13 protein-coding genes and 1 pseudogene are annotated in these 11886 nt (G+C 60.7%); 2 read left to right on the plus strand and 12 right to left on the minus strand.

Going from position 1 to position 11886, the window contains the following annotated elements:
- The first annotated feature begins 79 nt into the window (after positions 1–79).
- Entirely contained in the window at positions 80–1285 is a 1206-nt protein-coding gene (locus Q9290_RS03060; protein WP_306078148.1) for an MFS transporter, read from the plus strand.
- Here Q9290_RS03060 and Q9290_RS03065 read toward each other — a convergent pair.
- Together Q9290_RS03065 and Q9290_RS03070 are read right to left on the minus strand one after the other, a co-directional pair.
- On the minus strand, positions 1278–1805 hold the full coding sequence (locus Q9290_RS03065; protein WP_306078149.1) for a VOC family protein: 528 nt from the start codon (positions 1803–1805) through the stop codon (positions 1278–1280). The two genes, Q9290_RS03060 and Q9290_RS03065, sit on opposite strands and share 8 nt — an antisense overlap.
- Entirely contained in the window at positions 1799–2557 is a 759-nt protein-coding gene (locus tag Q9290_RS03070; RefSeq protein WP_306078150.1) for a DNA repair ATPase, read from the minus strand. Before Q9290_RS03070 ends, Q9290_RS03065 begins: the two co-directional genes overlap by 7 nt.
- Before the next feature lie 202 nt (positions 2558–2759).
- Here Q9290_RS03070 and cysB point away from each other — a divergent pair, with 202 nt between their 5' ends.
- Complete coding sequence (gene cysB, locus Q9290_RS03075) at positions 2760–3734, plus strand: HTH-type transcriptional regulator CysB (RefSeq protein ID WP_306078151.1); 975 nt, start codon at positions 2760–2762, stop codon at positions 3732–3734.
- 153 nt (positions 3735–3887) lie between these two features.
- On the opposite strand, the gene gloA is transcribed toward cysB, so the two are convergent.
- From gloA to Q9290_RS03125, 10 genes and pseudogenes are all read right to left on the minus strand, one after another.
- Positions 3888–4295 (minus strand): lactoylglutathione lyase, encoded by a 408-nt coding sequence (gene gloA, locus Q9290_RS03080; RefSeq protein WP_306078152.1) that lies wholly within the window; start codon positions 4293–4295, stop codon positions 3888–3890.
- Between the two features lie 34 nt (positions 4296–4329).
- Entirely contained in the window at positions 4330–4974 is a 645-nt protein-coding gene (gene nth / locus Q9290_RS03085; protein ID WP_306078153.1) for an endonuclease III, read from the minus strand.
- A complete protein-coding gene (locus Q9290_RS03090) occupies positions 4971–5666 on the minus strand; it encodes an electron transport complex subunit E (RefSeq protein ID WP_306078154.1) in 696 nt (231 codons plus the stop codon). The genes nth and Q9290_RS03090 overlap by 4 nt, the downstream gene beginning before the upstream one ends.
- On the minus strand, positions 5663–6295 hold the full coding sequence (gene rsxG / locus Q9290_RS03095; protein ID WP_306078155.1) for an electron transport complex subunit RsxG: 633 nt from the start codon (positions 6293–6295) through the stop codon (positions 5663–5665). The genes Q9290_RS03090 and rsxG overlap by 4 nt, the downstream gene beginning before the upstream one ends.
- On the minus strand, positions 6295–7344 hold the full coding sequence (gene rsxD / locus Q9290_RS03100; protein WP_306078156.1) for an electron transport complex subunit RsxD: 1050 nt from the start codon (positions 7342–7344) through the stop codon (positions 6295–6297). The genes rsxG and rsxD overlap by 1 nt, the downstream gene beginning before the upstream one ends.
- On the minus strand, positions 7344–9548 hold the full coding sequence (rsxC, locus tag Q9290_RS03105; protein ID WP_306078157.1) for an electron transport complex subunit RsxC: 2205 nt from the start codon (positions 9546–9548) through the stop codon (positions 7344–7346). Before rsxC ends, rsxD begins: the two co-directional genes overlap by 1 nt.
- Complete coding sequence (gene rsxB / locus Q9290_RS03110; RefSeq protein WP_306078158.1) at positions 9548–10102, minus strand: electron transport complex subunit RsxB; 555 nt, start codon at positions 10100–10102, stop codon at positions 9548–9550. Before rsxB ends, rsxC begins: the two co-directional genes overlap by 1 nt.
- Position 10103: 1 nt before the next feature.
- The gene (gene rsxA / locus Q9290_RS03115; RefSeq protein ID WP_306078159.1) at positions 10104–10685 is read right to left on the minus strand and encodes an electron transport complex subunit RsxA; all 582 of its coding nucleotides are present in this window, start codon (positions 10683–10685) and stop codon (positions 10104–10106) included.
- Between the two features lie 80 nt (positions 10686–10765).
- A complete protein-coding gene (locus Q9290_RS03120) occupies positions 10766–11491 on the minus strand; it encodes a sulfite exporter TauE/SafE family protein (RefSeq protein WP_306078160.1) in 726 nt (241 codons plus the stop codon).
- A gap of 186 nt (positions 11492–11677) precedes the next feature.
- Positions 11678–11886: pseudogene (locus Q9290_RS03125) on the minus strand (hypothetical protein); the annotation flags it as partial.

Here is an 11886-nt window from a genome sequence, read left to right on the forward strand (position 1 = left end):
TAATTCTGATAATTTTAATATATTTAAATTATTCTATTGAAGGGCGTAAGGTCAAGGCATTACCTGTCGGAGACCCGCCATGCTCGACTTCAAAACCTCACTCTGGTGGCGTGCCACCCTGGCGCTGGGCCTGGGCTCGGTGCTGGTGTTTGTGAATCTCTATGTGGCTCAGCCGCTGTTGCCGCTGCTGGCACAGGATTTTGAACTGACAGCGCTGGGCGCGGGCTGGGCCTTGTCGGCGGCGACCCTTGGGCTGGCGGCGGGCTTGCTGTTCTGGGCACGGCTGGCGGACCGAGTCGGGCGCAAGCGGGTGATGCTGGGTACCCTGCTGGTGGCCATCCTGTTGGGGCTGGCCGTGGCCTGGGTACCGAACTATGCCGGCCTGGTCATATTGCGCGGCGTGCAGGGCTTTTTTCTGGCGGGGCTGCCGGCCACGGCGGTGGCCTACATGGGGGAAGAGTTCACACCCAGGGCGCTGGTGACCAGCATCGGCATCTACATTGCCGCCAACTCCCTGGGGGGCATTGCCGGCCGGGTGTTTGGTGGCCTGGTGGCGGAATGGGCGGACCACTGGCAGGCGAGTTTTGTGGTGCTGGCCTGCGTCAGCCTGTTGTTGTGGGGGCTCTTGCCCCGGCTGTTGCCTGAGTCCCGCTGCTTTGTGCCGGCGGGCAGAGGCCAAGGGGCCAGCGCCCTGCTGGCCCATGTGCGCAATCCGCTGTTGTGGCCGGTGTTCCTGGTGGGCGGCCTGAATTTCATGGTGTTTCTCAACCAGTACACCTATGTGGCCTTTTATCTGTCGGCACCGCCCATTGCCCTGGCGCCGGCGGCCATTGGCCTGTTGTTTCTGACTTATCTCACCGGCACGCTTGCCTCCGGTGTCAGCGGCGTGCTGATCAGCCGTTTTGGCCTGTGCAACACTCTGCTGGCGGCCATTGGGATCATGGCGCTGGGCAGCCTGGGGTTGCTGAGTGAGCGCTTGCCGGTGATCATGACCTCGCTGCTGATAGACAGCTTTGCCTTCTTTCTGGCCCACGCCTGCGCCAGCAGCTGGGTGGGGCGCAGTGTCAGCCAACACAGAGCGCTGGCCTCTTCACTTTATCTGGTGTTTTACTACGCGGGCGCGAGCCTGGGCGGCTTATATCTTTACCCCTTCTGGCAGTCGGCGGGCCTGGCCGGCGTGACCCTGGGCATGATACTGGTGATGGCGGTGACCGGCGGCCTGACCTGGCGGCTGAAACGGTATGAGCAGAGGGTGGGGGCTGGAGTGCAGAGGAGTTCTACCTAAAATAATTTTCCGGCACCGGTACTACCAAGCCTTCGGCAATCTCGTCGGCAATGGTGTCTGCCAGGCTTTGGCAATGAAACTTGATCTGCAATGGCGGCAGGGTGAGGGTGAGCTCTTTGGGCATGCCCTTTTGGTTAAAGGGTACATCAGGATAACGTGCCAGCAGGGCAGTGAGGCTGGGCACCACGATTTCACCGTGCTCAAGGCCCGTGTGGTGGGTCTTGCCTGGTTTGGGCGCGGCCAGCTCCAGGCAGGGCACGGGGCCAAAGGGGCTGGGGAGCGGCTTATTCAGGGCATAGGTAATAATGGGCCGGCCGCCGATCATGCCTTCCACCAGCATCTGTCCGTGCTCGGCTAGGCGGGTTTTCAGCGCTCGGTACTCATCATTGCTGTCGGCCCGGTAACAGATATGATCCATGGAGCCGAGGCGGGCGGTCAGGCCGTGACCGGTCATGGCGTCGGCCAGATGGTTAAAAAAGGCGTCGGTATCGCCCAGCAGGGCGGTGATGGGGCTTACCATTTGCGTTTGGGCTCAAACAGCATGTCGAGCTCGGATTTTTCCTTTTCCTGCTCTTCCTTTTGCTGCTCCACCTGCTGTTGTTTGGTGTCGAGATCGTTAATCCATTCCTGAATGGTTTCTTCAATATTGAGTAACTGATCGTCTTTATCCGCGAGGTTACTCAGGATCTTTTTGCCTTTTTCCAGCATTTGGCGGGCGGCGGCGGTTTCGCGGTTGGTGATGGCCATACGCACTCGCTTGAGCATGTTGGAAAGGTTGATTTTGAGCTGAATCAGCTCGAGGCGGCGATCTTCCGCCACAAAGGCCTGAGAGCCCACCTTGCCCTTGTTGTGCTCCTGGCGCACCACGTGGCGCAGTCGCTTGACCAGCTTGAGCATGTGCAATGCCTGCTGATCCGACTCGGGGCGCTTGAAGTTGCCCTGCACCGGCGGAAAATTGTCTTTGGCATCGGTGATTTGCTGGCGCACATTCTCCAGCCGGCTGGCCAGTTGCGCATTGTTGGGATCGGTCTCGACCATGGTTTGCAGGCTGTTCTGTACGCGCTGATAGAGGATCAGCACCAGGGTGCGGCTGTAGGGCAGCTGACCGGCGTTCAGCAACAGCTCTTCGGTCTCGTTGACGATATGGCTGTGCCTGATCATAATGCCGCGTTTTTCCGCCGCCTGCTTTTGCCGGTATTGCTGCAGCATGTTGTAGACGATAACCAGAAACAGCAGGGCGCCTATGGTTATCAGTACCAGGGTCAGTATCATCGGCAACGGGCTCGCTATGAAGGTTTGAGCGTGAGCTGAAATGTTAACTCACCAAACGGGCTTTGGCTAACGTCCTGAATCAATAAACGGTGATGTTTCAGGCCGTTAGCGCCATATTAATATGCCAGAACGGCGCCAATGCAGAGGATCTTTTGCCAAGGTCTGATAGTATTTACACAAGTCACCATGAATCTGGACCACCATGAAACTTCAGCAGTTGCGCTATATCGTCGAAGTTGCCAACCATAATCTCAATGTCTCCGCCACCGCCGAGAGCCTTTATACCTCCCAGCCCGGTATCAGCAAGCAGGTGCGCATGCTGGAAGACGAACTCGGCATTCAGGTGTTTGAGCGCAGCGGCAAGCATCTCACCCAAATTACGCCCGCCGGGCGCGACATCATTCGTATTGCCGGCGAGATCCTGGGCAAGGTGGAAAGCATCAAGGCCGTGGCCAGCCAGCATACCCATCCGGATCAGGGCTCGCTCAATATTTCGACCACCCATACCCAGGCCCGCTATGCCTTGCCTGACGTGATCAAGGGCTTTATTGAGCGCTATCCCAAGGTGTCGCTGCACATGCATCAGGGCACACCGGTGCAGATCAGCGAGTCGGTGTCCAAGGGCTCGTCCGACTTTGCCATTGCCACCGAGGCCATGCATTTGTTTCAGGATCTGATCATGCTGCCCTGTTATCACTGGAATCGCTGCATTCTGGTGCCCAAGGATCACCCCCTGGCCTCGGTCACCCAGCCCAGCATCGCCGACATTGCCGGCTTTCCGCTGGTGACCTATGTGTTTGGTTTTACCGGTCGCTCCCAGCTCGACGTGGCCTTCAGCCGCGCCGGTTATGAGCCCAAGGTGGTGTTTACCGCCACCGACGCCGACGTGATCAAAACCTATGTACGGCTGGGCATTGGTATTGGCGTGCTCGCCAGCATGGCGGTGGATCCGGTCGAGGACAGCGATCTGGTGGCCATCGACGCCGGCCATTTGTTTGCGCCCAGCACCACCAAAATCGGTTTTCGCAAGGGTACCTTTCTGCGCAGCTACATGTATGACTTTATGGAGCGCTTCGCCCCTCATCTCACCCGTGAGCGGATCGACAAGGCCATTACCCTGAAGTCGCCGGACGATATTGAAAAGCTGTTCGAAGACGTGGAATTGCCGATGCGGTAGATGCTGACAGCATCACCTTATTATGCCCGATACGTCACCCCCGCGCAGGCGGGGGTCCATGTTTGGTAAGATGCTCTTGTCACATTGTTGTTGCCTGATAAATGGATTCCCGCCTTCGCGGGAATGACACATTCAATAGGCGGGAATGACAAATTATTCGCCCAGGCCCTTGCCGGCATCCTTTTTGGCGATCAGCTCAATCTTGTAGCCGTCGGGATCTTCCACAAAGGCAATGACGGTGCTGCCGCCCTTGACCGGGCCCGGCTCGCGGGTGACTTTGCCGCCGGCTGCGCGGATCTGCTCGCACATGCCAACAATGTCTTCCGCCTCAATGGCGATATGACCATAGGCGTTGCCCAGATCGTAGCTCTCGGTGCCCCAGTTGTAGGTCAGCTCCAGCACGGCACCCTCGCTTTCATCGCCGTAGCCCACAAAAGCCAGGGTGTATTTATACTCGGCGTTTTCGCTGGTGTGCAGCAGTTTCATGCCCATGATGTCGGTGTAAAAGGCGATGGACTGATCCAGGTTACCCACTCGCAGCATGGTGTGCAGAATTCGCATGGTCATTGCTCCCGTATGTTGTTGGTTGGCGCGGTTATTCGCCGGGCGGATATTGCTTGTCTTTAAACTCGCACAGATCCTCAATCACGCAGGCGCCACAGCGGGGCTTGCGCGCGGTGCAGACATAGCGTCCGTGCAGAATAAACCAGTGGTGCACGTCGAGCTTGAACTCGGCGGGTACCCACTTCAGCAGCTTTTGTTCCACTTCGTCCACGTTCTTGCCCGGGGCAAATTTGGTGCGGTTCGACAGCCGGAAAATATGGGTGTCCACGGCAATGGTGGGCCAGCCAAAGGCGGTGTTGAGCACCACATTGGCGGTTTTGCGGCCCACACCGGGCAGGGCTTCCAGCGCCTCGCGGTTTTCTGGCACCTCGCCGCCGTGCTTCTCGAGCAGTATGGCACAGGTCTTGATGACGTTTTCGGCCTTGGAGTTAAACAGGCCGATGGTCTTGATGTGCTCCTTCACGCCGTCCACGCCCAATGCCAGCATGGCAGCGGGGGTGGGCCCGGCGGCAAACAGCCCCTTGGTGGCCTTGTTCACACTCACGTCGGTGGCCTGGGCCGACAGCAGTACGGCAATCAGCAGCTCGAACGTGTTGTTGAAATGCAGCTCAGTGGTCGGGTGCGGGTTTTCGGCCCGCAGCCGCTCCAGAATTTGCCGGCGTTTGTCCATGTTCATAAAGAGGTTACTCGCGCTCGGGTCACTTCGGGTTTGGGGGCGGGGGCCCGACGGGCTGCCAGCCGCCCGTCGATCCAGTTCTTGCCGGCCACCAGCAATCCCAGGCCGATAAAGGCGCCCGGGGGCAGAATGGCCAGCAAAAAGCCGTTGTCGAGATGCAGCACATCCATGCGCAGCCCGGTGGCCCAGTCGCCCAGCAGCAGCTCGGCACCGTCAAACAGGGTGCCCATGCCCAGCAGCTCGCGCAGGCCACCCAGCACCAGCAGCACGGCGGTAAAGCCCAGCCCCATCATCAGGCCGTCCAGCGCCGCCAGCGGCGCGCTGTTTTTGGAAGCAAAGGCCTCGGCCCGGCCGATGATCACGCAGTTGGTGACGATCAGCGGAATAAAAATACCCAGCGACTGATACAGGCCGTAGGTAAAGGCGTTCATCAGCAGCTGCACACAGGTTACCAGGCTGGCGATGATCATCACGTAGATGGGAATGCGCACTTCATTCGGCACCCACTGGCGCACCAGGGACACACTGACGTTGGAGCCCACCAGTACCAGCAGGGTGGCCAGCCCCAGGCCCATGGCGTTGGTCAGGGTATTGGTCACCGCCAGCACCGGGCACAGGCCGAGAATTTGTACCAGCGCCGGGTTGTTGCTCCAGAGCCCCTGGCGAATGATGTCTTTTTGTTGATCGTTCACAGGCTTTCTCCACAGTGAGGCGCATCTGTCAGCAGTTGCGGTTGTTCACTCACCAGCAGCAGCACCTTGCGTACCGCATTTACCACGGCGCGGGGCGTGATGGTGGCGCCGGTAAAGGCGTCGAACTGGCCGCCGTCGTTGCGCACTGCCCAGCTGGGATCTTCTTCACCGTGCAGACGCTTGCCGTCAAAATCCAGCAGCCAGCGGGACTTTTTCAGCTCAATCTTGTCGCCCAGGCCCGGGGTTTCGTTATGGTTGAGTACTCGTACACCGGAGAGGGTGCCGTCGGCATTCACGCCCACCACCAGCTTGATCTCGCCGCTGTAACCGTCCGGGGCAATGGCCTCAATGGCATGGCCCTGTATCTCACCCTGCTTGACCGCGGTAAACACCGGCAGAGGCTCACGGCTGCCCAGATATTGCGGGCTTTGCAGTTTGACGCAGTGCTGAAACAATGGCTCGTCGTGGGTGCTGTCGGGCAACAGCTCGTTCAGCACCTGCAACAGCTGGGCCTGCTCCTGGCGAATAATGGTGTCCCGGGTCAGGCTGTTGGTAAAGGCCACCAGGGCGGTGCACACCAGGGCGAAGGCGGCCAGCACCAGGCCGTTTTTGCGCATCATTTCCAGCATCAGCGGCGCGCTCCGTAGGTAGCGGGTTTGGTCAGACTGTCGATCATGGGTACCGTCAGATTGGCTAGCAGCACCGCAAAGGCGATGGCATCGGGATAGCCGCCAAAGGTGCGGATCAGGTACACCAGCAGGCCGATCAGGGCGCCGTAGATCAGCCGGCCACGAAAGGTGGTAGACGCCGACACCGGATCGGTGGCAATAAAGAAGGCCCCCACCATGGTGGCACCGGAGAACAGCTGGATAAGCGGCCCGGCGGTGTTGTCGGGGGAGATCATAAAGCCCAGAAAACTCAGCACCGCCAGGGTCGCCAGCATGGCCACGGGAATGGGCCAGCTGATGAGCTTCAGCCGCAGCAGCGCCAGGCCGCCGGCCAGATAGGCCAGGTTGACCCACTGCCAGCCGATGCCGGCGAGCCCCGCAAAAATGGGGTTATCCAGCACTTCACTGGCGGTATGCCCCTGGGTAAAGCCGGTTTTCAGGGTGTCGAGGGGGGTGGCCATGGTGGTGCCATCGGCCAGCTCGCGCAATTGATGCGGGCTGAAACCGTCCAGGGTGTACCCGGTGAAAATGGCGGAGAGGGTATCGCCCAGCCCCGGCGGATATTGTTGCAGCTCCAGCGGCGGCAGCCAGCTGGTCATGTGCAGCGGAAACGACACCAGCAACAGCACATAGGCCACCATGGCGGGGTTGAACAGGTTCTGCCCCAGGCCGCCGTAAAGCTGCTTGGCGATAATAATGCCAAAGGCGGTGCCGATCACCACCAGCCACCAGGGCGCCAGCGGCGGAATGGCAATGCCGATGAGTAGGGCGGTGAGCAGCGCCGAGTTGTCGCGCAATATGCCAAGGGAGCGATTGCGTAGTGTAAGTACCAGGCCTTCGGCGGCGTAGGCGGTCAGCACGGCCAGCGCAATTTGCACCAGGCTGCCCCAGCCGAAATACCACCATTGCACGGCAATGCCCGGCAGCAGGCAGTAGCAGACCCGTCGCATCAGCACATTGGTACTGAGCGGTGCATGATCATGGGGTGAACTGCTGATATGAAAACCCATTAGGACTCGTCTTCCGGTTTCGATGGTGAACTGGCGGCCGCAGCCTTGCGGGCCTTGGCCCGGGCCACGGCGGCACGAATGGCAGCCTTTTTGTCATCATCAGACGTTTCAGCCGGCGCGGGTGCAGGCGCGGCCGCAGGCTCGCTTTGCTCGGCTTCTTTTGCAGCCTTGCGGGCCTTGGCGCGGGCCACGGCAGCCGCCACCGCGGCTTTCTTGTCGTTGGCCGGCGCCTCGGGTGCGGTCTCGTCCGATGTCGTCTCGTTTTGCTCCGCCGCCTGAGCGGCCTTGCGGGCCTTGGCGCGAGCAACGGCGGCCGCCACCGCGGCTTTCTTGTCGTTGGCCGGCGCCTCGGGTGCGGTCTCGTCCGATGCTGTCTCGTTTTGCTCGGCGGCCTGAGCCGCCTTGCGGGCCTTGGCGCGGGCAACGGCGGCCGCCACCGCAGACTTTTTATCGTCACCGGCATTGGCTACCGGTGCATCGCTGGCCGCATCGGCTTGCGCTGCCTTGCGCGCCTTGGCACGAGCGACGGCAGCCGCGACTGCATCTTTTTTATCTTCAGTGCCAGACGCCGGGCTGGCAGCGGCCTCGGCGGCCTTGCGCTCCCGGTTGCGGCGGGCTTCTTCCTTGCGGGCGGCGCGGGCGGCGGCCATGTCCTCTGTGCCTTCGGCCTGCTGGCGGGCCTTGACCCGGGCCAGGGCGGCGGCCACCGGATCTTCACCGCCGGCGGCGACCTGCTCTTCCATCCGCGCCTTGCGTTCGGCGGCGGCTTTTTGCTGGCGCGCCTGGCGTTCGGCTTTTTCCCGCTCCAGCCGGGCCTGACGGGCTTCAAAGCGCTGTTTGGCGCGTTCGGCCTGTTCGGCTTCCCGCTGGGCCTGGCGAATGTCGGCCTTGGCCACCCGGTAATATTGCACCAGGGGGATCTGGCTGGGGCAGACCCAGGCGCAGGCGCCACATTCAATGCAGTCAAACAGGTTGTGGCTGTTAAGCTTGTCGTGCTCGTTGGCCCGGGCATGCCAGTACAGCTGTTGCGGCAACAGGCTGGCAGGACAGGCGTCGGCGCACTGGCTGCAGCGAATGCAGGGCTGCTCTTCTACCGGCGGCGACAGCTCATGCTGGCTGGGCGCCAGTATGCAGTTGCTGCCCTTGATCACCGGGGCGGCGGCGGTGTGCAGGGTAAAGCCCATCATGGGGCCACCCATGATGATGCGCGGCTCGGGACCGGGGTTAAAGGCAAAGCGTTTCAGCAAATACCGTACCGGGGTGCCAATGCGCACCCAGGCGTTGCACTTTTCGCCAAAGCCGTCGCCGGCGATGGTGACCACCCGCTGAATAAGGGGTTCGTCGTCAAGCACTGCCCGCTTCACCGCATGGGCGGTGCCCACGTTCTGTACCACAATGCCGATGTCGGCGGGCAGGCCGTTGCGGGGCACCTGTTTGCCGGTGAGAATTTCAATCAGCTGTTTTTCACCGCCGGACGGATACTTGGTGGGCACCGCCACCACCAGCACGTTTTCATCAATGTTTACTTCACGCAGGGCGGCCAGGGCCTCGGGCTTGTTGTCTTCCACCGCGATGATGGTGAGTTGCGGCTGCACGATGTGGCGCAAAATGGCCACGCCGTGGAGAATTTCATCGGCGTGCTCGCGCATCAGACGATCGTCGGCACTGATGTAGGGCTCACACTCCACGCCGTTGATGATCAGGGTCTCGGTAGTCTTTTTGCGCGGGCGCAGCTTGATATGGGAAGGAAAGCCGGCGCCGCCCAGGCCGGTGATGCCGGCCTCGTGAATGCGCTCCAGCAGCACATCGGCATTGAGCGCTTCAACATCAGCCATGGGATAGCGCGGGCGCCATTCGTCCTGGCCGTCGGGGCTCAGAATGATGCAGTCGCCGTCCAGGCCCGAAGGGTGGCACAGGGGCCGGCGTTCAATGGCGGTAACCGTGCCCGATGTGGGCGCGTGCACCGGAATCATCATGGGGTTGTCGGCGTCGGTGAGGCGTTCGCCCTTCAGTACCCGATCACCCACCTTCACCCGCAGCCGGGCGGGCTGGCCGATATGCTGGCGAATTTGCAGCACCAGCTCCTCGGGCAAACCGGCGTCGACGATGGGGTTAAGATTGGCCGGCGCCTTGCGCTCGGGCGGATGAATGCCGCCATGAAAGTCGTGCAGTTTGCCTGCCTGAAGATCTGCTAACAGCGACATTATTTCACCTGCTTGATGGCTATGGGCTCGAGCTGCCATTTCCAGTTGTCGGGAGTCACCTTGACCGGCATCATTTCAATGCAGTCGGTGGGGCAGGGATCCACGCACAAATCGCAGCCGGTGCATTCGTCGACGATCACCGTGTGCAGCGCCTTGGTGGAGCCGACAATGGCATCCACCGGGCAGGCCTGAATGCACTTGGTGCAGCCAATGCACATGTCCTCGTGAATAAAGGCAACGGTTTTTACCGGCTCGGCGGCTTCCTCGCCCATGGCCTGGGGCTCTACGCCCATGAGATCGGCAATTTTGCGCATGGTGGCGTCGCCGCCGGGCACGCACTTGTTGATGTCGTCACCGTTGGCCACGGCCTCGGCGTAGGGGCGACAGCCGGGGTAGCCGCACTGACCACACTGGGTTTGGGGCAGCAGCTCGTCGAGCTGGTCGACAATGGGATCCGACTCCACCCGAAAGCGCACGGCGGCAAAGCCGAGTACCAGTCCGAAGATCAGTGCCAGCAGTGCCAGCACCACAATGGCGATAAGAATGTGTGTCATGTTACAACTTCACCAGTCCGGTAAAGCCCATAAAGGCCAGCGACATCAGGCCGGCGGTGACCAGCGCCAGGGCCGGGCCGCGAAAGGGGGCGGGCACATCGGCGCCTGCCAGCCGTTCGCGCATGGCGGCAAACAGCACCAGCACCAGGGAAAAGCCCACGGCGGCGCCAAAGCCGTAGACCAGGCTTTGCATGAAATTGTGCTGCTCGTTGATGTTGAGCAGGGCCACGCCCAGCACGGCACAGTTGGTGGTGATCAGCGGCAGAAAAATACCCAGCAGCCGGTACAGTGCCGGGCTGGTTTTATGCACCACCATTTCGGTGAACTGCACCACCACGGCGATCACCAGAATGAACGACAGGGTGCGCAGATAGAGCAGATCCAGCGGCATCAGTATGTACTGGTTCACCAGATAGGAGCAGGCGGCGGCGAGGGTCAGCACAAAGGTGGTGGCCAACCCCATGCCGATGGCGGTTTCCAGCTTGCCCGACACACCCATAAAAGGGCACAGGCCAAGAAACTTCACCAGAACGAAGTTGTTGACCAGCACGGTGCCGACAAACAGCAGCAGGTATTCAGACATGATCACTCGGCAATCGACAATAAACGGCCGTTATTATCGGACTTTATGCCTCGTTTAACAATGCCACGGTTTGCGTGGGATTAGGTCAAGGTGTTGATTAACATACCGATAACCGCAAGGGTACAAAGCCCCAGCGAGCCATAGTGCATAACGGGGCGTGATACCAGGTGCAGGGTATGCACCGCCAGCCAGTTCCCCAGCAGCGCCGCCGGGGCCAGCGGCAGGGCCATCATCAGGTGCGCCTGGGTCAGAAATCCGCCGGTGGCCAGTGCGCCCACCGACATCAGGGTGGACACCACGAAGAAACCCGCCAGGTTGGCGCGAATGCGGTGCATGTCGGCGCCGTGCATTACCAGCACCATGGGTGGCCCGCCAATGGTGGTGCTGGTGCCCATCACCCCGGACAAAAAGCCGCCCAGGGCCATGTTGGCACGGGTCATGGGCAGGGCGATGTCTTTCAGCCGCACCAGCACGCCGAGCATGATGGTGATGGCAATCAGCACCGCCAGCCACTGCAGCGGCAGTACCACCAGCAGCCAGACCCCCACGGCACTGCCGGGAATACGCGCCAGCAAGGCCGGTGCCAGCAAATTCATTTCCAGCCCCTTGCGAAAGCGCCAGCCGTTGACCAGGCACATGACCAGCAGCACCACCATCAGCGGCCCGGGCACCAGCGCCGGATCCAGATAAAACAGAATGGGGGCGGCGACCACCGCCATGCCAAAACCGATGGCGGTCTGCACATAAGCACCGGTAAAGCAGGCCAGGGCGGCCAGCAGCAGGGTAAAAGCGTCCACTTGGTTCATGGTTGGCTCGGCATCATAAGAACGAAAGGATCATTATGGCGATTGGCTATAAAGAGCTGAAGCCCAATCGGCACTGGCCTTATCAATAATGTGGGCTGGCACCACATACGGTCCGTAAAGCTCGCGAAGTGACTAAAAGTCCGTCATGCCCGCGAAGGCGCTGAGGGCTCCCCAGTTTTTTACTGGTCATGCAGAAACGCCTGGTGAGAGTAAGTAAAGGCGGCTCAACCTTGCCAGAGCTCGCTCCAGTAGTGAGCCTGTCACTCGCCGGAATTCATGAAACAGCACTTGCTTGCCCAGAGTGATAAAAGACAGCACCCGGCGTTGCAGCGTATTCGCCTGATAACGCCGGTGCCGTCCTTGTTGTTCGCACTCGAACCCCACCAGCCACAGCA

This window comes from Oceanimonas aquatica (genome assembly GCF_030732065.1).
GTDB lineage: Bacteria > Pseudomonadota > Gammaproteobacteria > Enterobacterales > Aeromonadaceae > Oceanimonas.

What these genes read in the sequence shown, in the direction of transcription:
- rsxG (WP_306078155.1), bottom strand. Translation starts at nt 6,295, where the DNA reads ATGCTGGAAATGATGCGCAAAAACGGCCTGGTGCTGGCCGCCTTCGCC.
- Q9290_RS03065 (WP_306078149.1), bottom strand. Translation starts at nt 1,805, where the DNA reads ATGGTAAGCCCCATCACCGCCCTGCTGGGCGATACCGACGCCTTTTTT.
- rsxA (WP_306078159.1), bottom strand. Translation starts at nt 10,685, where the DNA reads ATGTCTGAATACCTGCTGCTGTTTGTCGGCACCGTGCTGGTCAACAAC.
- cysB (WP_306078151.1), top strand. Translation starts at nt 2,760, where the DNA reads ATGAAACTTCAGCAGTTGCGCTATATCGTCGAAGTTGCCAACCATAAT.
- rsxD (WP_306078156.1), bottom strand. Translation starts at nt 7,344, where the DNA reads ATGGGTTTTCATATCAGCAGTTCACCCCATGATCATGCACCGCTCAGT.
- gloA (WP_306078152.1), bottom strand. Translation starts at nt 4,295, where the DNA reads ATGCGAATTCTGCACACCATGCTGCGAGTGGGTAACCTGGATCAGTCC.
- Q9290_RS03120 (WP_306078160.1), bottom strand. Translation starts at nt 11,491, where the DNA reads ATGAACCAAGTGGACGCTTTTACCCTGCTGCTGGCCGCCCTGGCCTGC.
- Q9290_RS03070 (WP_306078150.1), bottom strand. Translation starts at nt 2,557, where the DNA reads ATGATACTGACCCTGGTACTGATAACCATAGGCGCCCTGCTGTTTCTG.
- Q9290_RS03060 (WP_306078148.1), top strand. Translation starts at nt 80, where the DNA reads ATGCTCGACTTCAAAACCTCACTCTGGTGGCGTGCCACCCTGGCGCTG.
- rsxC (WP_306078157.1), bottom strand. Translation starts at nt 9,548, where the DNA reads ATGTCGCTGTTAGCAGATCTTCAGGCAGGCAAACTGCACGACTTTCAT.
- nth (WP_306078153.1), bottom strand. Translation starts at nt 4,974, where the DNA reads ATGAACATGGACAAACGCCGGCAAATTCTGGAGCGGCTGCGGGCCGAA.
- rsxB (WP_306078158.1), bottom strand. Translation starts at nt 10,102, where the DNA reads ATGACACACATTCTTATCGCCATTGTGGTGCTGGCACTGCTGGCACTG.